The organism is Achromobacter sp. HZ01 (genome assembly GCF_003267925.1).
GTDB lineage: Bacteria > Pseudomonadota > Gammaproteobacteria > Burkholderiales > Burkholderiaceae_B > Achromobacter > Achromobacter pulmonis_A.
This window is the reverse complement of sequence record NZ_LWKV01000006.1, coordinates 109,787-129,073: the sequence shown is the minus strand read 5'-3', so window position 1 is coordinate 129,073 and position 19,287 is coordinate 109,787. Positions and strand designations below refer to the sequence as shown.

The 19,287-nt window shown below is 66.3% G+C and carries 22 protein-coding genes; 3 read left to right on the top strand and 19 right to left on the bottom strand.

Annotated elements, in window-relative coordinates; translation table 11 throughout:
• Positions 1-12 precede the first annotated feature (12 nt).
• The 5 genes from A6B37_RS24435 to A6B37_RS24415 are packed head-to-tail and all read right to left on the bottom strand — an operon-like array spanning position 13 to position 4,300.
• Positions 13-1,305 carry an FAD-binding oxidoreductase gene (locus A6B37_RS24435; protein ID WP_111827158.1) on the bottom strand — a complete coding sequence of 431 codons (1,293 nt, stop codon included), beginning with the start codon at positions 1,303-1,305 and terminating at the stop codon, positions 13-15.
• Positions 1,306-1,316: 11 nt separating this feature from the next.
• Entirely contained in the window at positions 1,317-2,006 is a 690-nt protein-coding gene (locus A6B37_RS24430; protein WP_102772692.1) for an amino acid ABC transporter permease, read from the bottom strand.
• A gap of 2 nt (positions 2,007-2,008) precedes the next feature.
• Positions 2,009-2,701, bottom strand: a complete 693-nt coding sequence (locus A6B37_RS24425; protein ID WP_111827157.1) for an amino acid ABC transporter permease — start codon at positions 2,699-2,701, stop codon at positions 2,009-2,011.
• 4 nt (positions 2,702-2,705) lie between these two features.
• Positions 2,706-3,497, bottom strand: coding sequence for an ABC transporter substrate-binding protein (locus A6B37_RS24420; protein ID WP_102772694.1), 792 nt, complete (start codon positions 3,495-3,497; stop codon positions 2,706-2,708).
• A gap of 53 nt (positions 3,498-3,550) precedes the next feature.
• Positions 3,551-4,300 carry an amino acid ABC transporter ATP-binding protein gene (locus A6B37_RS24415; RefSeq protein WP_111827156.1) on the bottom strand — a complete coding sequence of 250 codons (750 nt, stop codon included), beginning with the start codon at positions 4,298-4,300 and terminating at the stop codon, positions 3,551-3,553.
• 130 nt (positions 4,301-4,430) lie between these two features.
• Here A6B37_RS24415 and A6B37_RS24410 point away from each other — a divergent pair, with 130 nt between their 5' ends.
• Positions 4,431-5,933: an aldehyde dehydrogenase family protein gene (locus tag A6B37_RS24410; RefSeq protein WP_111827155.1), complete on the top strand. Its 1,503-nt coding sequence runs from the start codon at positions 4,431-4,433 to the stop codon at positions 5,931-5,933.
• A 146-nt stretch (positions 5,934-6,079) separates the two neighbouring features.
• Complete coding sequence (locus A6B37_RS24405) at positions 6,080-7,372, top strand: phospholipase A (RefSeq protein ID WP_111827154.1); 1,293 nt, start codon at positions 6,080-6,082, stop codon at positions 7,370-7,372.
• Positions 7,373-7,492: 120 nt separating this feature from the next.
• On the opposite strand, the gene pdxK is transcribed toward A6B37_RS24405, so the two are convergent.
• From pdxK to cnbCb, 8 genes are all read right to left on the bottom strand, one after another.
• On the bottom strand, positions 7,493-8,356 hold the full coding sequence (gene pdxK / locus A6B37_RS24400) for a pyridoxine/pyridoxal/pyridoxamine kinase (RefSeq protein ID WP_111827153.1): 864 nt from the start codon (positions 8,354-8,356) through the stop codon (positions 7,493-7,495).
• A gap of 24 nt (positions 8,357-8,380) precedes the next feature.
• A complete protein-coding gene (locus A6B37_RS24395; RefSeq protein WP_102772699.1) occupies positions 8,381-8,746 on the bottom strand; it encodes a cupin domain-containing protein in 366 nt (121 codons plus the stop codon).
• Positions 8,747-8,802: 56 nt separating this feature from the next.
• Complete coding sequence (locus tag A6B37_RS24390; protein WP_111827152.1) at positions 8,803-9,357, bottom strand: XRE family transcriptional regulator; 555 nt, start codon at positions 9,355-9,357, stop codon at positions 8,803-8,805.
• 75 nt (positions 9,358-9,432) lie between these two features.
• Positions 9,433-10,215, bottom strand: a complete 783-nt coding sequence (locus A6B37_RS24385; protein ID WP_102772701.1) for an aldolase — start codon at positions 10,213-10,215, stop codon at positions 9,433-9,435.
• Between the two features lie 23 nt (positions 10,216-10,238).
• A complete protein-coding gene (locus tag A6B37_RS24380) occupies positions 10,239-10,880 on the bottom strand; it encodes a glutathione S-transferase family protein (RefSeq protein ID WP_111827151.1) in 642 nt (213 codons plus the stop codon).
• Between the two features lie 3 nt (positions 10,881-10,883).
• On the bottom strand, positions 10,884-11,855 hold the full coding sequence (locus tag A6B37_RS24375; RefSeq protein ID WP_246842567.1) for a tripartite tricarboxylate transporter substrate binding protein: 972 nt from the start codon (positions 11,853-11,855) through the stop codon (positions 10,884-10,886).
• 393 nt (positions 11,856-12,248) lie between these two features.
• A complete protein-coding gene (locus A6B37_RS24370; protein WP_111827150.1) occupies positions 12,249-13,061 on the bottom strand; it encodes a tRNA U-34 5-methylaminomethyl-2-thiouridine biosynthesis protein in 813 nt (270 codons plus the stop codon).
• Positions 13,062-13,088: 27 nt separating this feature from the next.
• Positions 13,089-14,012: a 2-aminophenol 1,6-dioxygenase subunit beta gene (gene cnbCb / locus A6B37_RS24365; protein WP_102772704.1), complete on the bottom strand. Its 924-nt coding sequence runs from the start codon at positions 14,010-14,012 to the stop codon at positions 13,089-13,091.
• 242 nt (positions 14,013-14,254) lie between these two features.
• On the opposite strand from cnbCb, the gene A6B37_RS24360 reads away from it, so the two are divergent.
• Complete coding sequence (locus tag A6B37_RS24360; RefSeq protein ID WP_246842566.1) at positions 14,255-14,740, top strand: MarR family transcriptional regulator; 486 nt, start codon at positions 14,255-14,257, stop codon at positions 14,738-14,740.
• 200 nt (positions 14,741-14,940) lie between these two features.
• Here the strand turns inward: A6B37_RS24360 and A6B37_RS24350 are convergent, their stop codons facing one another.
• The 6 genes from A6B37_RS24350 to A6B37_RS24325 form a co-directional block, all read right to left on the bottom strand.
• Positions 14,941-15,210 carry a hypothetical protein gene (locus tag A6B37_RS24350; protein ID WP_111827147.1) on the bottom strand — a complete coding sequence of 90 codons (270 nt, stop codon included), beginning with the start codon at positions 15,208-15,210 and terminating at the stop codon, positions 14,941-14,943.
• A 55-nt stretch (positions 15,211-15,265) separates the two neighbouring features.
• Positions 15,266-15,649 (bottom strand): Hsp20/alpha crystallin family protein, encoded by a 384-nt coding sequence (locus A6B37_RS24345; protein ID WP_102772708.1) that lies wholly within the window; start codon positions 15,647-15,649, stop codon positions 15,266-15,268.
• Positions 15,650-15,686: 37 nt separating this feature from the next.
• The gene (locus A6B37_RS24340) at positions 15,687-16,130 is read right to left on the bottom strand and encodes an Hsp20/alpha crystallin family protein (RefSeq protein ID WP_102772709.1); all 444 of its coding nucleotides are present in this window, start codon (positions 16,128-16,130) and stop codon (positions 15,687-15,689) included.
• A 255-nt stretch (positions 16,131-16,385) separates the two neighbouring features.
• Entirely contained in the window at positions 16,386-18,008 is a 1,623-nt protein-coding gene (gene groL / locus A6B37_RS24335) for a chaperonin GroEL (protein WP_111827146.1), read from the bottom strand.
• 31 nt (positions 18,009-18,039) lie between these two features.
• A complete protein-coding gene (locus A6B37_RS24330) occupies positions 18,040-18,357 on the bottom strand; it encodes a co-chaperone GroES (protein WP_111827145.1) in 318 nt (105 codons plus the stop codon).
• A 159-nt stretch (positions 18,358-18,516) separates the two neighbouring features.
• Entirely contained in the window at positions 18,517-19,137 is a 621-nt protein-coding gene (locus A6B37_RS24325) for a diguanylate cyclase (protein WP_111827144.1), read from the bottom strand.
• Positions 19,138-19,287 lie beyond the last annotated feature (150 nt).

Below are 19,287 nucleotides of genomic sequence, written 5' to 3'. Positions count from 1 at the left end.
CTGTACACCCTGTCATGCCCGCGACCGCCGTTCCCGCCACCAGTCGCGCGCCTGGTAAGACCAATAAGTAAGTTGAACCGCCGCCGTGCCGAAGCCGCCGCCGTTCCAGGCCAGGCCGAAGGGTGCGAATAGCTTGTAGCGCTGGGTATCGCCCGCGATCGCCTCGGCCACGACGCGCCCGCCGATCGCGGTGGTGTTCATGCCGTGTCCGCCGAACGCCGTGCAATACCAGACGTCGGGGGCCAGCCGGCCGATCTGCGGCATCAGGTGGCGCGCGTAGGCCATGCGTCCGGACCACGCCGCTTCCACCTTTACCCCCTTCAACTGAGGATAGACGGAGAGCAGTTCGCGGCGCAGCGACTCGGCCAGGTCGGGCGGATCGTCGACACGGGTGGTGATTCTACTGCCCCAGCCGATACGGCCGCCGTCCAGCACGCGATAGTAGTTGCCCGCGCGGCGGTCGTCGCCGATGGCCGCGGTGCTGCGGATGGCCTCCCGGACCCGTTCTCCCAGCGGCTCGGTCAGCATGATGTAGGTGGCGATCGGCAGCATCGCCCGGCGCAACGCCGGCACCACGCCATCGGTGTAGCCGCCGGTGGCCAGCACCACGCTGCGGGCGTCGACCTGCCCCTGGCCGGTGCGCAGGCGCTTGACCGCGCCGTCGAGCCGGGCCTCGACCACGGCGGAGTCTTCATGGATGCGCACGCCCAGCCGGACGCATTCTCGCGCCAGCGCGCGCGCGTAGTTCAGGGGATGGAAATGAAACGAGGTGGGGTCCTCGATGCCCTGGAAGTAGACGTCCGACAGCAGCCGCTCGCGGACCTGGGCGCGGGTCAGGAAGCGCACGTCGCGGCCGAACTCGCGCTGCTGCTCGTCGCACCATTGCCGCAGCGCGTCGGTGGCTTCGTAGCGCACCACCCGCAGGCGCCCGTCGACCTTGCGGGCGTCTTCGATGCCCAGTTCGCGGATGTTGGCGCGGATGATCTCCACGCCCTCCATGGACAACCGGTAGAGCTGGCGGTAATGGTCTTCGTCGACGTGGCGGCGGATGGCGTCGGCGCCCGCCGAGAAAGCCGGCGACACCGAACCGCCGTTGCGGCCCGAGGCGCCCCAGGCGATGCGCCGCCCTTCCAGCAGGGTGACGCCGCGCCCGCGCCGCGCCAGTTCCAGCGCCGTCGACAGGCCGGCCAGCCCGCCTCCCACCACGCACACGTCGGCGCTGTCCGCCCCCGTCAGCGGCGGATAGTAGGTGCCGGCGTCGCCCAGCGTGCGCCGATAGTAGGTGTCGATGTACTCGGATGCCATGATGCTCCGTGTCAGTGCAGGCCCGCGCCCTGCAGGCCGCCGGTCAGGCGTTTCTCCAGCCAGTTGGCCAGGCGCAGCAGCGGATAGCAGTAGATGAAATAGATCGCCGCGATCATGCCGTAGATGAAAAGCGACTTGGCCGGAAAGGTGATGATGAAGACCTCGCCCTGGCGCGTCAGTTCGGTGATGCCCACCACCGACAGGATGGCGGTGCTTTTGATCAGCATGACGTAGACGCCGCTCATGGGCTGCACGATCAGGCGCATGGCCTGCGGCAGCACCACCAATCTGAGGATCTGGAAGGGCTTGAGGCCCAGCGTCATCGCGCCTTCGGTCTGGCCGCGCGGCACGGCCTGGATCGCGCCCATGACGATTTCCGCGACGTAGCACGAGGTGTAGACCGACAGCGACACGAAGGCGGCGGTGGCCGAATCCCAGTGCAGCAGCGCGATGCCGGAACTGGGCAGCACGAAGTAGAAGATATAGAGCTGCACCAGGAACGGCGTGCCGCGCAGGATGTGGATGTACAGCCCCAGCAGCTGATGCACGCCGCGGATGCGGTAGCTGCGGATCACGCCGATGACGAAGCCCAGCAGCGAGCCGGCGATGATGGCCACGAAGGAGATCTTGAGCGTTTCCCAGAACCCCTTGAGCAGGAAGGGCAGCACGACGCCGGCGGTGGAAAGATAGGACTCCAGCATGCTTACCTCGTGTTCCAGGCGGGCCCCGCCAGCCACAGGCTCACGCCGCGCGACAAGAGCAGCATGCAGCCGTAGATCAGCAGGTAGCCGGCCGCGATGGTGAGGAAACTTTCGTTGGGCACGATGCGGTCGCTGTTCATCTGCACGCCGGCGGCGACCAGTTCGAACACCGTGATCAGGGACAGCAGCGAGGTGTCCTTGATCAGCACGGCGGTCTGGCCCAAGAGCGGCGGCAGCGTGTTGGCGAAGGCCTGCGGCAGCACCACGTAGCGCAGCCGCTGCTGGTAATTCATGCCGCAGGCCTTGGCGCCTTCGATCTGGCCGCGCGGTACGGACTCGATGCCGACGCGGATGATTTCGCTCATGTAGGCGGCGTGGTGCAGGGTCATGGCGATGATGCCCAGCGCCATCTCGCTCCACCCCTTGGCCCCCGGCACCAGCGCGGGCACGGCGTAATAGACCAGGTAGATCTGCACCAGCAGCGGGGTCGAGCGGATGAACTGCACATAGGCCGCCACGGGGCGCCAGACGGCGCCGCGCGGCGACATGTGGGCCAGCGCGATCGGAATGCCGGCCAGCACCGACAGCACCAGGCTGGCGCCCGCGGCGATGAGGGTGTTGGCCAGTCCGGTGGCGAACTGGCCCGCGTACTGGCTGACGATGCGCCAGTTGTAGAAGTCGATCAGCCAGTCCATGGGGCTAGTGGTCTTTCTTCCAGTCGGTGGAGTACCAGTACTTGACCTGTTCCGGCAAGGTGTTGTCGGCCGTCTTCAGGGTCTGCCAGTTGTCCAGCCAGAACTTCAGGCGGAAGGCGTTGGGGCCGACGGCGAAGGCCAGCGGCTCGCGCACCATGATGCCGTCGAGCACCCGCAGGTTGCCGAAGTCCACCAGGAACTGGTTGGCGGTCGACATCGACATGATGCCGGCGTCCAGCCGGCCGCTGGACAGGGCCTGCCCCACCGGCGCGCTGCCGCCGGAGTATTCCTTCATGGTGGCCTTGGGCAGCATCTTCTTGCCCACTTCCGCATAGGTGCTGGCGCCCAGCACGCCCACGGTCACGCCTTCCTTGTCGAGTTCGGCGTACGACTTGTAGGGAGAATCCTTGGGCACCACGGCCACGGTCTCGGCGTAGAACATCGGGGCCGAGAACAGCACCTGGGCCGCGCGCTGCGGCGTGGGCGTCATGTCGGCGGCCACCATGTCGGCCTTGCCCGAGAGCAGCGCCGGAATCAGGCCCTTCCATTCGTAGTCCTGCAGCACCAGCTTCACACCCAGGTCGTCGGCCATGCGCTTGGCCACTTCCACGGCCAGGCCGGTGCGCTTGCCGCTTTTGTCCATGAAGCTCATGAGCGGGCCCGAGGTCTGCACGGCGACGCGCAGCTCGCCGCGCTTGAGGATGTCGGCCAGCTCGTCGGCCTGCGCCGGCGCGGCGGCCGCGGCGGCGGCCAGGGCAAAGCCCGCCACGCCCAGCCATTGTTTGATTTTCAGCATGTCTAACCCCTTGTGGTGAATGGACCTGGTGAATCCGGGCGCGGCGCCCGGCCCTACAGAATCCGCTCCAGGAAGGCGCGGGTGCGCGCCTGCCTGGGACGGCAAAACACCTCTTCGGGCGTGCCCGCCTCGACGATGCGCCCGGCGTCCATGAACAGCGCGCGGTCGGCCACGTCGCGGGCGAAGCCCATTTCGTGGGTCACCACGGCCATGGTCATGCCGTCGCGCGCCAGCGCGCGCATCAGTTCCAGGATGCCGCCCACGGTTTCGGGATCGAGCGCGGACGTGGCTTCGTCGAACAACATCAGTTTGGGGTCCATGGCCAGCGCGCGGGCGATGGCCACGCGCTGCTGCTGGCCGCCGGACAGCTGGCTGGGATAGCGCCCGCCGTAGTCGGCCATGCCGACCCTGCCCAGCAGTTCGCGGGCATAGCTTTCGGCCTGCGCGCGGCCGCGGCCGCGCACCACGCGCTGGGGCAGCGCCACATTGTCCAGCGCCGTGCGGTGCTGGAACAGATTGAAGTGCTGGAACACCATGCCGACCTCGGTGCGCCAGCGGTTGAGGTCGGTGCCCGGGTCCGTGAGCGACACGCCGTCCACACGGATGGCGCCGCTGTCTATGCTTTCCAGGCCGTTCAGGGTGCGCAGCAGCGTGCTCTTGCCGGAGCCGGAAGGCCCCACCACCACCATGACCTCGCCGCGCCCGAGCTGGCAATCGATGCCGTCGAGCGCGCGATGCGGGGCCTGCCCATCGCGCTGATAGGTCTTGGTGACTGCCTGGACAACCAGCAAGGGTTCTGCCACGGTTTCACCTATGCAAAGTGCGGCCGGCGAGCGCGGCCAAAAAGGTTTCGCATTTCGGGCTGGAGTTTCGTATAGTAAATTTTTTTCCAGCGTCGCCAGCTAGGCATAACCCTTAAGCGAAGGAACCAGCATGGACAACCCCCAAGACATCTTGCGCGCGCTCGGGCTGAAGCCGGAGGCGCTCGCCGGCGGCACGCTGAGCGCGCGCAGCCCGATAGACGGCGCCGAACTGGCGCAGGTCCACGAGCACACGGTGGCGCAGGCGCATTCGGCCATCACGCGCGCGCGCCAGGCCAGCCTGGCGTGGCGCGACATGCCGGGGCCGCGGCGCGGCGAACTGGTGCGCCTGTTCGGCGACATCCTGCGCCAACACAAGCGCGAACTGGGCCGCCTGGTCAGCCTGGAGGCCGGCAAGATCCTGGCCGAAGGCGAAGGCGAGGTGCAGGAAATGATCGATATCTGCGACTTCGCCGTCGGCCTGTCGCGCCAGCTCTACGGGCTGACCATCGCGTCCGAGCGCCCCGGCCACCGCATGATGGAGACCTGGCATCCGCTGGGCGTGGTGGGCGTGATCAGCGCGTTCAACTTCCCGGTCGCGGTGTGGTCCTGGAACGCCGCGCTGGCGCTGGTCTGCGGCAATGCCGTGGTCTGGAAGCCTTCGGAGAAAACGCCGCTGACCGCGCTGGCCTGCCAGGCGCTTTTCGCCCAGGCCGCGCAGCGCTTCGGCGACGCGCCGGCCGGCCTGTCCGAAGTGCTCATCGGCGGGCGCGACATCGGCGAGGCGCTGGTGGATTCGCACGCGGTGGCGCTGGTGTCGGCCACGGGCTCGACCCGCATGGGCCGCCAGGTCGGCCCGCGCGTGGCGCAGCGTTTCGGCCGCGTGCTGCTGGAGCTGGGCGGCAACAACGCCATCATCGTCGGCCCCACGGCCGACCTGGACATGGCCGCGCGCGGCATCGTGTTCGGCGCCATCGGCACGGCCGGCCAGCGCTGCACCACCACGCGCCGCCTGATCGTGCACGCCAGCGTGGCCGACGAGCTGCTGCGCCGCCTGAAAAAGGCCTACGCCAGCGCGACCATCGGCAGCCCGCTGGAGGCGTCCACGCTGGTGGGGCCGCTGATCGACCGCGCTTCGTTCGACGCCATGCAGGCCGCGCTCAAGGCGGCGCGTGAACAGGGCGGCCAGGTAACCGGCGGCGAACGCGTGCTGGCCGAGCAGTACCCCGACGCCTGGTACGTGCGCCCGGCCATCGCCGAAATGCCCGGCCAGACCGACGTGGTGTGCCACGAAACCTTCGCGCCCATTCTCTACGTCATGCGCTACACCGAGTTCAACGAGGCGCTGGCCCTGCACAACGGCGTGCCGCAGGGGCTGTCCTCGGCCATCTTCACCAACGACCTGCGCGAGGCCGAGACCTTTCTGTCGTCGGCCGGCTCGGACTGCGGCATCGCCAACGTGAACATCGGCACCTCGGGCGCGGAGATCGGCGGCGCGTTCGGCGGCGAGAAAGAAACCGGCGGCGGCCGCGAATCGGGCTCGGACGCGTGGCGCAACTACATGCGCCGCGCCACCAACACCATCAATTATTCGCGCCAGCTGCCGCTGGCCCAGGGCATCAAGTTCGGCGAATAAGCCGCGTTCGCGCCCTGCCCGCCCGCCCCCGCGCGTCGTCCGCGACGCGCGGGGGCTTACGCTTTCTACATACGCTTGGTCAGCCTTACAAACTGTTTCGGGGGTCGGTGCTACATTTCCTCGTCACAAAACCAAGTCATGTCCCTATGCATACAAGCCGTTCCGCACGCCCCGTCCCGTTCCTGCGCGCCCTGACCGCCGCCCTGGCCCTGGGCGTGGCCGGCAGCGCCGCCGCGGGCGTGTCATACCGGCTGGACCGCCCCTCGGCCGCCCCCGGCGAGACCGTCACCATCGAAGCGGTTTACTTCAACGAAGACACGGCCCGCGTCACCTGGGAAGCCCCGCCCGAGCTGGTGCTGCAATGGCGTGGCCAGGACGGCCAGATCGTGCGCAGCCTGGCCAGGCTGCGCGGCGGCCCGGCCAGTTTCAGCGTGCCGGTCAACAGTTTCGCGCGCATCGCCTGGACGGCCGAGGTGCCGTCCAGCGCGCACGGCCTGCAGGCCGTGTCCATCGAGGGCCAGCCCGCCATGATGGCGCTGGACGCCACCGGCCGCGACAGCGGCACGCTGGCCAGCACGCCCGCGCAAGGCCCGGTGGTGGACGCGCGCAGCGGCGAACCGGTGCCGCCGGCGGCGGTGGCCGCGGTCGGCGCGGCGCCCGAAGGCGGCCCCTCGCCCGACGCCAGCGCGGTGCCCACGGTGCAGCAGCAGACCGCGTTCGACCGTTTCCGCAGCTCGGTTTCCGAATACAAGCCGGTGTATTTCGACATCGGCACGCGCGGGCAGACCACCGCCCGCTTCCAGATCAGCGCCAAGTACCGCCTCTTCAGCCCCCAGGGCGGACGGCCGGCGACCTGGGACGAGAATTTCTACCTGGCCTATACCCAGACCTCGCTGTGGGACCTGGAGGGAGACTCCATGCCCTTCATCGACACCACCTTCAACCCCAGCGCGTTCTGGCTGTCCGACAATATCTGGTCCTCCGCCAGCCAGAACTGGCGCTTCGGCATGAACACCGGCGTCGAGCACAGCTCCAACGGCAAGGACGGCGAGGACTCCCGGTCGGTGAACGACGGCTACATCGAACCGCGCCTGCACTACCGCTTCGACGGCGGCAGCACGCTGACCTTCGCGCCGCGGGTCAAGGCCTACTTCGGCGTGGCCGAAGAAAACAGCGATTACTCCGACTACGCCGGCCACGTCGACTGGCAGCTGCGCTGGGCCCAGGACAACGGCGCCGTGGTCTCCGCCCTGTACCGCCAGGGCGATCAGAAGCGCCGCACCACGCAGCTGGACTTCGCCTGGCCGCTGCAGCGCACCTGGCTGAACATGAACGGCTACCTGCACCTGCAGTACTTCAACGGCTACGGCGAAACGCTGCTGGGCTACAACCAGCGCAACGAATCGCAGTTCCGGATCGGGTTGTCGCTGGTGCCGTAGGGGGATGGCGGGTTGATGTGCCTGATGGGTGTAGCGCGAAAAATCCTTGGCAAGAACACGAATATCGAACGCGCGAAACCCATCAGACGCCGCAACCCACCATATCCCCCCAACAAACACCTATCCCTCCACCGCCAACTCCTCCCACCCCAGTTCACGCGTGCGCTGCAGCGCCGCGGTGACCTGCCCGGCCGCAAGGCGCACGGCCTGCACCAGCTCCGCGCCCTTCAGCAGCCCGGCCGTAACCGCAGCCATGAACACGTCGCCGGTGCCGTGCACCGACGGCGGGATGGCGATCTCCGGATGGGTCACGACGCTGACGGCGTCGCGCGTGACCACCGCCAACTGCAGCGTGCCGGGCTCGGCCGCCATCGGCGCGGCGCTGGTCACCACGATCCACTGCGGACCGAGCGCGATGAGTTCGCGCGCCGCGGCCACCACTTCGTCCATGGACGACAGCGTGCGGCCGGCCATCTGCTCCAGCTCGAAATGGTTCGGCGTCATGCCGTCAGCCAGCGGCACCAGCAGGTCGCGGTATTGCGCCACCAGCCCCGCGTCCACGTACAGGCCGTCGTTGCGGTCGCCCATGACCGGGTCGATGTACACGCGGACCCCGGGCCGCGCGGCGCGCAGCGCCGGCAGCCAGGCGGCCAGCAGACCGGCCTGCCCCGGCTGGCCCAGATAGCCGCAGACCACGGCGCGCGCCACCTTGGTCACGCCGCGCTCGTCCAGCCCCTGCAACAACCCCTGGAACCAGTCCAGCGGCGTGGCCCCGCCATGCAGCGTGGGGTAATGCGGCGTATTGCTGAGAATGACGGTAGGCAGCGCGATCGCGCGCAGGCCCGCCTTGCGGAACACCGGCATGGCGGCGTTGTTGCCGACATATCCGTAGACGACCTGGGACTGGATCGAAACAACGTCCACCTGCACGGTGACGGCGGGCAGCTCGGCCCCCGGTTGCGGGCCAGCGGCGATGGCGGTCATGGGGCTTGCTCTCCTGGCAGGGCGTTACGCCATGCGGGTGACGAAATAGATCTTCTTGACGAACTGGTCCACTTCCCAGCGGCCGGTATAGCCTTCCGGCATCACGAAAGCCTCGCCCACGGTGAGTTCGTGCACCGTGCCGTCCGGATCGACCAGCCGGGCCGAGCCCTCGACGATGTAGCCGAACTCGATATAGCCGGTGGTGTTGGACTGGAACACGCCCGCCGTGCTTTCCCACACGCCGGCCTCGGCCTTGCCGGCGTTGCCTTCGAAGGCCGTCACGGTGCGGAAGGCGGCGTCGCCCGAGATCGGGCGACGCGGCTTGCCGGGCACCGGGTTTCTCATGGGGCCGGCATCGATGCGGACCAGCCGCGATTGATCGTTTTTCATGGCATTTCCTGTGTCTGCTGTATCTGTATCAGCATTATGCGGCAGACCGGAACGCTTCAGTGCGCCGCCACCACCAGCACCTCGGCCATTGCCCGGCTGACGGTGCGCATGCGGTGCGGCAATTCCGAGTCGAAATACACGGAATCGCCGGTTTCCAGGCGGAACTGGCGTTCGCCCACGCGCACTTCGACGGCGCCCTTGAGCACCAGCAGGAATTCCTCGCCGGGATGCGGAAACACCGCGGCGTCGTCCGGGAACTCGCGCGGCGGATGCACCACGAAAGGCTCCATCGCCTTGACCTTGCGGCGCCCGGCCAGCGATTCGTAGTGGTAGGCGCTGCCCAGGCCGCGGCGCTGCAGCGCCTCGCGGTCGGCCACCCGCACCACGCTGACCACCTCGTCCTGCGCGGCCTCCTCCGACCCCACCAGCTGGGACACGCCCACGCCATAGGCCTCGGCCAGCCTCAGCACGGTCGAAATGGACGGCTCGCTCAGGCCCCGCTCCAGCTTCGAGAGGTAGCTCTTGGTCAATCCGGTGCGCTGCGCCAGCTGTTCCAGGGACAGGGACTGCTGGCGCCGCAGGGCGCGCAGGCGATGCGGCAGGTCGATCATGGACAAAAGGGTTGGGAAAATCCAACCGCAAAGAATGCCCTAAACCGGCCCGCCCGTCGAGCCGCCGCGTCGCTTTCAGGCGAGCGCGTCGGGGTGCGCGCGCAGCGCGCGCCGCGCGAAATACGAAAACCCCACCTGCGAACGCTTGGGCGTCAGAATCCAGTCGTGGGCCTCGCGGCCCAGCGCCGGCGGGATCGGCTGGATCTTGCCGGCGGCCATGGCCAGCAGCTGCATGCGCGCCGCGCGCTCGAACTGCAGCGCCAGCACGCAGGCCTCTTCCACCGACCCGGCCGCCACCAGCATGCCGTGGTGCGACAGCAGGATGGCGCGCTTGGCGCCCAGCGCGGCCGAGATGATCTCGCCCTCTTCATTGCCCACCGGCACGCCCGGCCAGTCCTTCAGGAAGGCCACGTCGTCGTACAGCGGGCAATTGTCCATGTGCGAAATCTCCAGCGGCACCTCCAGCATCGACAGCGACGCGGCATGCAGCGGATGCGTATGGATGATGCAGTTCACGTCCGGACGGGCGCGGTAGATCCACGAATGGAAGCGATTGGCCGGATTCGGCATGCCCCCGCCCTCCTGGACGCGCAGGTCCTCATCGACCAGCAGCAGATTGCTGGCGGTGATCTCGTCGAACCCCAGGCCCAGCCGCTGCGTGAAATAGCGGTCCGGCTCCGGCGCGCGCGCGGTGATCTGCCCGGCCAGGCCCGAGTCGTGGCCGCCGTCGAACAGGATGCGGCACGTCAGCGCCAGCTTCTCGCGCAGGCTCCAGTCGGGCGTCTCGAACTGGCGCTGCATCTCGGCTTGCGCGCGCGCGATCAGTTCATCTTTTCCCAAGTGCATCGTATCGGCCATCATTGCTCCATCGGATTGAGTCGTCATGCCGCTTCGATCAACGGCGTAAAGCCCGGCAAGGCGCGCATGCGCGCCAGCCAGGCGTCGATATGGGTGAAGGCGGACAGGTCGTAGCCGCCCTCCGCCGCCATGCTGGTATAGGGAAACAGCGCGATGTCGGCGATGGTGGGCGCGCTCCCGACCAGATAGTCCCGGCCCGCCAGGTGCGCGTCCATCCAGGCCGCCGCCTTCATGCCGATCTCGCGCCATGCCCGCATGGCGGGATCGTCCACCTGCGCCGTGCGGCGCAGATGGATCAGCAGCCGCGGCTGCGCGAAGGCATGCATGTGCTGGGTCTGCTCGAAACTCAGCCAGCTGCTGACCTGCGCCTGCGCCAGCCGCCCGGCCGGCAGCCAGGGCGTGCCCTGCCCCAGATACCAGAGTATGGCCTGCGACTCGGCCAGCCACTGGCCCTCCGGCGTAAGCAGCACCGGCACCTGGCGCCACGGATTGAGCCGCGCGAAGGCCTCGGTCTCCAGGTCTCCCTGCACGATGTCGAACGTGCGCCGCACGATGGGCAGCCCCATGTAGCCGCAGGCCAGCCGTATCTTCCAGGCGTTGCCGGAACGCAATGTGTCGGCCAGCTCCAGCGGCTTGCCCGCCAGGGGATGAGGAGTCGGGTTCATCGGTCAGTCCATCCTGATGTCGGCGCGCTTGACGATCTCGGCCCACTTGGCCTTCTCCCCGGCGATGAAGCGCCGGTACTCGTCCGGCGTGCCGGTATACAGCTGCGTGCCCTGCGCAGCCAGCCGCTGCCGCAGCTCGGGCGAAGCCAGGGTCTTCTGCAATGCCGCGTTCAAGGTTTCCAGCACGGCGGGCGGCGTGCCCGCCGGCGCGAAAAACGCGTTCCACGAACTGATCTGCAGCCCCGGATCGCCCACCTCGGCCGCCGTCGGCACGTCGGGCGCGGACGGCAGGCGCTGGTCGGCGGCCACCGCCAGCGCGCGCAGCCTGCCCGAAGCCGCATGCGGCATGATCACCGGGCTGGCGTCCATCACCACGTCCACCTGCCCGCCGATCGCCGCGTTCACCGCCTCGCTGCCGCTCTTGAACGGCACGTGCATCACGTCCACGTTCGCCGTCAGCTTCAGCAGCTCCAGGCCCAGATGGGGCGAACTGGCGTTGCCCGCCGAGCCGAAATTCAGCTTGCCCGGATTGGCCCGCGCGTAGGCCACGAATTCGCCGAACGTCGCCGCCGGCAGCCCGGCCCGCACCGCCAGCAGGTACGGCGAGCCGGACACCATGCCCACGGGTACGAACTTGTCCGCATCGTAGCCGAGCTTGCGGTAGATCAGCGGATTCACCACCTGCGTGCCCACCGTGCCCATGAAGATCGTATAGCCGTCGGCCGGCGCCGTGGCCGCCAATTGCGCCGCGATCACCCCGCCCGCGCCCGGCCGGTTCTCGACCACCACGCCCTGCCCCAGCGCCTCGCCCATCCCCTGGCCGACCTGCCGCGCGACGATATCCGTGATCCCGCCCGCGCCGAACGGCACCACCAGCCGTATCGGCCGCTCCGGATACGCCGCCGCCTGCGCGCCGCTTCCGCCCGCCACTGCCGTCGCCAGCGCCAGCGCGCTGGCCATGCTCTTGAACCCCATGTCGATCCCCTTTATGCCGCAATCATGTTTGCGATGACACAAAGTGTCCTATAGAACATTGATTTTCCACAAGCGGAACGATGCAGGGGAAATCCCTGAGAGGTGGGATAGGGGTCGGTTATTCGTTGGAGTCCGTTTTTGGCTTTGGCGGGGAAGACGCGCCAATGGGGAGGACGACGATTTGTTCTGTTCTGCGCGGACGGACGAGCCGCGGGCTGAAGGAAGGCGACCTTCTTGGCGAGCGCGATGAACGGGCGTAACGGTCTTGGCCTGCGGAATTGGGGTACGCGGCACGGAGAAGCTTGTGGTCGGTAGCCGCTTCCGGCCCCGGGGCGGGGTCCCGCTCCCACATACGCCGATGAGTACCGCTAAAACTTGCCTATGCGACACCCACTACTGGAGCCTGAACTCCACGACAGCGCCCCCGCTCCCATATAGCGGCGCATATTCATGCACGACAGCCTGCCTGAAACCGCCGCCCATCGCGCCCAGCAGCCAGTGAAAGTGCTTCAGGCCCATGTCCGGGCGTGCCTGCTCGGCGTATTCGGGCAGGATGGCGCGTACCGCATCCACATCGCCGCCTTCGATCAGCGCGAGCAGCCGGCGATTCCACGCGTCGTCGTTTTCGGACACGTAGCGGTCTTTCCGGAGATCGATGTTTTCCCGGAACATGCTGTTGGACAAACCGCCGATACCCACGACGGCGACACGCTTGTCGTGCAAGGCGGCGGCGGCGATGGCGCCCAGTTGCTCGGTCTGCTCGCCGCTGTGGTAAAGATTGTTCGCGGCGGCGACCATGGGAAGCGCAGATGTTCCGAAGCCCATCAGCGTGGCGGCGGTTATCGTGCCGGTATCGATCGGAAACTGGTCGTAGTCCACGCCGCGCGTCTTGATTCCCGCACCGTTGCAGGCATCGATACAGCGCTGCGCCAGTGCGGGCTCCGAATGGATGTCGAACGGTTGCTCGCCAAACTCGTGCCAGTTTTCATCGACGTGCAGGCCCGTGCTGCGCGGCCGGGTAATCCACAATTGGTCCAGCACCGCGAACCACTGAGTGGAGTAGACCAGCACGCAATCGGGTCTGGATGCGGCAAGCGATTCGCCGACTGTGGCCAAGGCGTCTCGAAGGCGTCCCCAGGGCGCGATGTCGGGCCGCAGCTGCGGCAGCGGGCTGCCCGGAACCAGGAATGCCGATACGATGGACATGAGATCTCCCCTTTTCTTTGCGTGCCGTCAGGCGGCCTGCCCCGCGGGCTGCAGGCTTGAAAGACCCGCTGCCTGAAGATCCCACTCGATGACCGCATTGCCGGTGCCGATGACGGTTCCGTATCCGTGCAGCCTTCCGGCCAGCTCCGGATACCCCATCGCCGCGTGCATCCACGTGAAGGCGCCCGATTTCACCTCCGCGAAAGCTTCGTCGATGAACTGGGGCAGCAACTGGAAGGTTTCCTTCATGCGGCCCTGGCGCATGAGGTCGATCATGCGCACATCCCATTTGTAGCCGTCGTAGCGCTCCGGATGCTCCTTGGTCATGTCTTCGGGCAGTTCCGGCTCTTCATGAAAATGCCAGTGGGACAAGGTGTTGCTGGCCAGGAGGACGGCCCGGCGTCCCGTCTTGCGAATGGCCTCGCGCGTGGCGCGGCCAAGTACGTCCATCTCGCCCAGGCCCTCCTTGGTGTTGAGGTAGTACGGCGTGTTATTGGCGGAGATTCCCACCACCGGGATGTCCCATTGCGGCCGGATCATGTGCAGCGTGGTGATGGTTCCGTAATCCGGCCGGAACTTCGGATTGCGCATCATCTTGCTGACCAGGCCGGCCTTGGCGGCCTCGTCGCAGCATGCTTCGGCCAGCTCCACATCGACGTCCATGCCGAAGTCATAGCGGAAGATGTTGGGAAAGATGGGATCGACCGAGCGGCCGGCGAGCCGGGGAACCCCCAGGAAATGATGGCCAACCTGGGTGATCCAGTGCGGCGAATGGACCAGCAGCACATCCGGCTTCAGACGCTCGATGCTCTCGCGTGCCTGCGCATAGGCCCATCGCAACGGTTCCCAGCCGCCCTGCGAACGCGGCTCGTTCTGCGGCGGGTTTTCGCCATACACCAAGTGGGGCGGATGCGGCGCCAGGAAGCCGGCGACAATCACTCCTTCGCTCATGGCGAATCTCCTTGAATTGATGGCTGGACCTCGATGACTTCCTGACGCTACCGCCATTTAAGATGTGTACGTACTATCTTATCGAAAGAGAAATTTCCTCGGAACATGGTAGTTACCCTTTAGTCGATTGCGGCAACAATGCTGGGTCCCAGCGTAATATGGCTCACCACCCTGGAAACAAGCCCAGCACGATGCCTCCCAAACATCCAGTCCGTCCCGCTCGCGCGGGTTCTTCGCTTCCGATGATCACGCCGGAAGTGCAGGTCCTATTGCAGAACTTCCGGCTCGAAAATGTGCCGTCCCATCTGCTGCGGCGCGCGCATTTCAAGGCCGAAGAGATCTTCGCCAACACCTTTTCCCGCGAAAGCGTCACGCCAAGACAGAAAGCGGCCTTGATCCTGCTCCATCAAGATCCCGGACTCAGCCAGAACGCATTGGCCGAACGGCTCGCCATGGACCGCAACACCGTCGCCGAGATGATCAAGCGCATGCACCGCGGCGGGCTCATAGAGCGCAGGCCGTCGCCCACGGACGCGCGCGCCTATCAGCTTTACATTGCGCCGGCCGGCGTGGAGCTGCTGTGCCGAGTCATGCCGCGAGACGCCACGGTGGAAGACCAATTACTTGCCCGGCTGCCCGAGGAATACCGGAGTCTCTTCGTGAAATGCCTGCGCCTGATCGCGGACGACGAAGCCCCCGGCAAGAACGACGGCCGCTCGGCCGCCTAGCGCGGCTGGACGTTGCGCGTCGGCGTTATGCGCCAGAACGTGTTCGAGAGATCGTCGGCGACGATCAGCGCGCCTTTCGGATCGACCGTCACGCCTACCGGACGACCGCGGGCCGTCCGCCCTGGTATGGCCCGGCCGGTAGGCGAACCGCAGAACGGCGTCCTGGTTGGCGACATAGCGCCGTTTTTGGCAGGGCGGCCTTACGGCGCCGCGACGCGCTGACTGATCCTGCCCGAATCGATCAGCAGTTTCAGATAGGCCGTTCCCTCCTGGATGGCGCTAGCCGGCGTATCGCGGGGCGTAAGCGGGCACGGAATGCACCAATCCACGAGAACCAAGGTGGAGTGCGTGACCTGGACGAGCGGCAGAAAGCCCTCGGGAAGCGTGCCGCGCTGTTCCAGGCAGCGTAACGGCACGGCGCGCACGCCCAGGCGGAATCCTCTGTGTTCGGTAAGGACAAGGTCGTTCATGGAGCGGCTCCGGCGCGCCGCGGCGGTGCAGAGCCGCCGCGGCGCGCGCAATGCATCACGCCATCGTCACCGGAATCTGGCGCGGCTGCGCTTCGCGAATGCGCGGCACTCGCAGCGTCAGCACGCCTTGCCGCAGGCTGGCTTGGATCGCCTCCTTGTCAAACTCCGGCCCCAGCCTGAAGGAGCGGCGAAACAGCGGTTCGCGCAGTTCGCCATGGATCAGCCGGACACCGGCGGGAACCGGAACCGCGGCTTCGCCTTCGATGACCAGCACCTCCGATTCCACCTTGACGCTCAACCTGTCCTTCGTGACGCCAGGCAGGTCCGCCAGGACGGTGACGCCCGCAGCGTCTTCAAAGATGTCGACCGCGGGCAGATTGGCGGGACGTTGCTCATTGGAACGGCCGCCCTGTTCAACAAGTTCGTTACGCTCGTTCATGATCGTTCCTCCTGAGTAGGATGAAGGGAAGCTTGCATCACTGGATTGCAACAAGCCGCGGCTTCGACGACTCTTTCTTCTTGATGGATATCAGCAGGCAGCCGTCGATGTACCGCGCCTCGACCTTGTCCGGATCGACGTCGCCGGGCAACTCGATGACGCGCGTGAAATTCCCCTCGGCGCGTTCCCGAGCGTAGTAACGGCCGTTATCCGGCAGGGGCGGCATGCTCCGCGTGCCGCTGATGGTGAGCAGCCCCTTCTCTATGGATACTTTCAAGGCGTCGGGTTCGATGCCGGGGACGAAACCGACGACCACAGCGGCGTCATCCGAAACCCCGATGTTGACGGGCGGGAAGCGTCCGCGTGGCAACGACCGCAATGTGGCCGGCAAGCCCGCGCTGCGAAAGATCCGGTCCATCTGCTCCTGGACCGCGTCAAAGAGAGAATCGAAACCGCTGTCGCTGAAAGGGTAGTTGGCCATAATTACCTCCCAAGTTCGTCTGGAAGGATCGAGACCGCGCCACGTCGCCGCAAGAGCGACCGGCACTCGATCGCTTCAATGCGGATATAGGATTCAACCGCGCGGATTCAAGAGTCCGGGTCCTTTGATTTAAAAAATGGCGGTCCCGGGCGCTATAGATTTTTTCTGCGGCCCGTTGCAACGACAAAAAAGGGCATCGCGCCGCCGGCGCGATGCCCTCAGAGCAGACTGGATGGCTTGGCCGTTATTCCGCCGTCAGAAGTCCATCGCCTCGGCCGCGGCGGCCTGCGGCTTGGTTTCTTCCGGAACCTGCGCGATGGTGGCGGCGGTGGTCAGGATGAGCCCCGCGATCGAAGCCGCGTTCTGCAATGCGGTGCGCGTGACCTTCGTCGGATCGACGACGCCGATATCGACCAGGTCGCCATAGTCGCCGGTGGCGGCGTTATAGCCATAGTTTCCTTTGGCTTCCATCACCTTCGCCACGACCACCGAAGGCTCTTCGCCTGCGTTGGCGACGATGGCGCGCAGCGGAGCCTCGAGCGCCCGCAGGATGATGCGAATGCCCGCATCCTGATCGGCATTGGCGCCTTTCATATCCTGTATCGCCGCCCGGGCCCGCAGCAGCGCAACGCCGCCGCCGGGCACGATGCCTTCCTCGACCGCCGCGCGGGTCGCATGCAGCGCATCATCGACGCGATCCTTCTTCTCCTTCATTTCGACTTCGGTTGCGGCGCCCACCCGGATGACGGCAACGCCGCCCGCCAGCTTGGCGACACGCTCCTGCAGCTTTTCGCGGTCGTAGTCGCTGGTGGCGTCGTCGATCTGCTTGCGGATCGACTTGACGCGCGCATCGATGGCCTCCTGCTTGCCGCCGCCATCGATGATGATGGTCTCTTCCTTGCGAACTTCGATCCGCTTGGCGCTTCCGAGGTCTTGCAGCGTGGCCTTGTCCAACTGCTTGCCCGTTTCTTCCGAGATCACGGTGGCGCCGGTGAGGATCGCAATGTCCTCCAGCATGGCCTTGCGGCGATCGCCGAAGCCTGGCGCCTTCACCGCGGTGACCTTCAGCACCCCGCGCATGGAGTTGACCACCAGGGTGGCAAGCGCCTCGCCTTCCACGTCCTCGGCAACGATAAGCAGCGGCTTGCCCGCCTTGGCGGCGCTTTCCAGCACCGGCAGAAGCTCGCGAACGTTGGAGATCTTCTTGTCGTACAGCAGGATCAACGGGTCATCGAGCTGAGCGATCTGCTTTTCCGGGTCCGTGATGAAGTATGGGCTCAGGTAGCCGCGATCGAACTGCATGCCTTCCACGATATCCAGTTCGTTGTCCAGCGACTTGCCATCTTCCACCGTGATCACGCCCTCGCGCCCGACCTTGTCCATCGCGTCGGCAATGATCTTGCCGATCGCCTCGTCGGCGTTGGCCGACAGCGCCGCGACTTGCGCCGTCTCTTTGCTGGTGGAGATGGGCTTGGACATCTTGCGCAGCGCCTCCACCACACCGGAGACGGCCTGGTCGATGCCCCGCTTCAGATCCATGGGGTTCATGCCGGAGGCCACGTACTTCATGCCTTCCTGGACGACCGCCTGCGCCAGCACCGTGGCGGTGGTCGTGCCATCGCCCGCGACGTCGGCCGTCTTCGATGCGACCTGCTTGACGATCTGTGCGCCCATGTTCTCGAACTTGTCCTTCAGTTCGATTTCCTTGGCCACCGAGACGCCGTCCTTGGTAATGACCGGCGCGCCGAAGCTGCGTTCGAGCAGCACATTCCGGCCCTTCGGGCCGAGCGTCACCTTTACGGCATCGGCCAGGATATTGACGCCCTTGACTACGCGGCTGCGGGCGCCGTCGTGGAACTTAACGTCCTTCGCACTCATTTCTAGCTCCTCAATCCATAGGCCGGCGGCGTCAGGCCGCCTTCTTCAGTTGAGCGTCTTGCGACGTGAGCACGGCGAAAACATCCTCTTCGCGCATGACCAGCAGTTCTTCGCCGTCGACCTTGACGGTCTGGCCGGCATACTTGCCAAAGAGAACGTGGTCGCCGACCTTGAGTTCGGGCGCCTGCAGCGAGCCATCTGCGTTGCGCTTGCCCTGGCCGACCGCGAGGACCTCTCCCTGTTCGGACTTTTCCGCCGCCGAGTCGGGGATGACGATGCCGGATGCTGTCTTGTGCTGCTGTTCGATTCGCTTGACGATAATCCGGTCGTAAAGGGGACGGATCTTCATGACTCTATCTCCTGAAGTCTTGATCATCAAAAAGTGAATGCCGGCGCACTGCAGCGACATGGCGAGGCGGCGTGCGCCGTACAGCCCGTGATGGGTGCGGAAAAAAATTATGGGCGCCGCCAAGCCGCTTCAAGAGCGGAAAATGATTCAAAATGAAACTTAACGAATCAAAATGCCATTTCCCCGTCCCAGGCGGTACACGACCTTTCGACGCAGCTCGCGTCCGTCCGGCAGCAGCGCAACGGGACAAGGCGCGGAACGTCCGCCATCGGCATCCAGCGTGCGGTCGTCGCCGTCCATTTGACTCCACAGGCCACCCTTGCGAGGCCGGAACAGCCAGCGGACGTAGCCGCGGCGAGCGGCAAGGTCGAGCAGGGCCTGCTGGTCCGGAGCCTCGACGACGACCGCCCCGTTCGCCTCGCGCGCGTCGGAATAATCCGCGAACGCCCTACGGCAGGCGAGCGCTTCGGACACCGGCGCATTGAGGCGCCACCATCCGGGACTCGCCACACGCTCCACATCCCAGGCGCCGAGTCTCCATGCCGCCTCCAGCATTGCGCGGTCGATGACGGCATAGTCGCGCCAGCGCAGGTTGATCTGCAGCGCAGAACCCGCGACGGAGTGCAAAGCGCCGGCCGCCCTTTCATCACGGTGGAATCCGTGCCAGTGCAGGACCAGGATGATCGGCGTGTCCGATTTCTGTGTAGCGGTCGCGCTGACGGCGTACAGCGGAAGCCTCAGCGCAGCTATGTGCGAAGTGATGGTCTCGAGGATATCCATTCGCTGACTCCAACGACTTGCAGCCCTTTCTCACAGGCCAAAGCGACAATATCGTTTCGCCGAATTTATCGCAGGTGCTTTGCCCGGGCAACGTCAGTTGGGGTACAAGTAGCGCCAACCCCGCGCTTTCGCCCGGGCCACAAGCCATGA

Bases quoted from the DNA above. Each gene is read 5' to 3' on its own strand.
- A6B37_RS24435 (WP_111827158.1), bottom strand. From the start codon at position 1,305: ATGGCATCCGAGTACATCGACACCTACTATCGGCGCACGCTGGGCGAC.
- A6B37_RS24430 (WP_102772692.1), bottom strand. From the start codon at position 2,006: ATGCTGGAGTCCTATCTTTCCACCGCCGGCGTCGTGCTGCCCTTCCTG.
- A6B37_RS24425 (WP_111827157.1), bottom strand. From the start codon at position 2,701: ATGGACTGGCTGATCGACTTCTACAACTGGCGCATCGTCAGCCAGTAC.
- A6B37_RS24420 (WP_102772694.1), bottom strand. From the start codon at position 3,497: ATGCTGAAAATCAAACAATGGCTGGGCGTGGCGGGCTTTGCCCTGGCC.
- A6B37_RS24410 (WP_111827155.1), top strand. From the start codon at position 4,431: ATGGACAACCCCCAAGACATCTTGCGCGCGCTCGGGCTGAAGCCGGAG.
- A6B37_RS24405 (WP_111827154.1), top strand. From the start codon at position 6,080: ATGCATACAAGCCGTTCCGCACGCCCCGTCCCGTTCCTGCGCGCCCTG.
- pdxK (WP_111827153.1), bottom strand. From the start codon at position 8,356: ATGACCGCCATCGCCGCTGGCCCGCAACCGGGGGCCGAGCTGCCCGCC.
- A6B37_RS24395 (WP_102772699.1), bottom strand. From the start codon at position 8,746: ATGAAAAACGATCAATCGCGGCTGGTCCGCATCGATGCCGGCCCCATG.
- A6B37_RS24390 (WP_111827152.1), bottom strand. From the start codon at position 9,357: ATGATCGACCTGCCGCATCGCCTGCGCGCCCTGCGGCGCCAGCAGTCC.
- A6B37_RS24385 (WP_102772701.1), bottom strand. From the start codon at position 10,215: ATGGCCGATACGATGCACTTGGGAAAAGATGAACTGATCGCGCGCGCG.
- A6B37_RS24380 (WP_111827151.1), bottom strand. From the start codon at position 10,880: ATGAACCCGACTCCTCATCCCCTGGCGGGCAAGCCGCTGGAGCTGGCC.
- A6B37_RS24375 (WP_246842567.1), bottom strand. From the start codon at position 11,855: ATGGGGTTCAAGAGCATGGCCAGCGCGCTGGCGCTGGCGACGGCAGTG.
- A6B37_RS24370 (WP_111827150.1), bottom strand. From the start codon at position 13,061: ATGTCCATCGTATCGGCATTCCTGGTTCCGGGCAGCCCGCTGCCGCAG.
- cnbCb (WP_102772704.1), bottom strand. From the start codon at position 14,012: ATGAGCGAAGGAGTGATTGTCGCCGGCTTCCTGGCGCCGCATCCGCCC.
- A6B37_RS24360 (WP_246842566.1), top strand. From the start codon at position 14,255: ATGATCACGCCGGAAGTGCAGGTCCTATTGCAGAACTTCCGGCTCGAA.
- A6B37_RS24350 (WP_111827147.1), bottom strand. From the start codon at position 15,210: ATGAACGACCTTGTCCTTACCGAACACAGAGGATTCCGCCTGGGCGTG.
- A6B37_RS24345 (WP_102772708.1), bottom strand. From the start codon at position 15,649: ATGAACGAGCGTAACGAACTTGTTGAACAGGGCGGCCGTTCCAATGAG.
- A6B37_RS24340 (WP_102772709.1), bottom strand. From the start codon at position 16,130: ATGGCCAACTACCCTTTCAGCGACAGCGGTTTCGATTCTCTCTTTGAC.
- groL (WP_111827146.1), bottom strand. From the start codon at position 18,008: ATGAGTGCGAAGGACGTTAAGTTCCACGACGGCGCCCGCAGCCGCGTA.
- A6B37_RS24330 (WP_111827145.1), bottom strand. From the start codon at position 18,357: ATGAAGATCCGTCCCCTTTACGACCGGATTATCGTCAAGCGAATCGAA.
- A6B37_RS24325 (WP_111827144.1), bottom strand. From the start codon at position 19,137: ATGGATATCCTCGAGACCATCACTTCGCACATAGCTGCGCTGAGGCTT.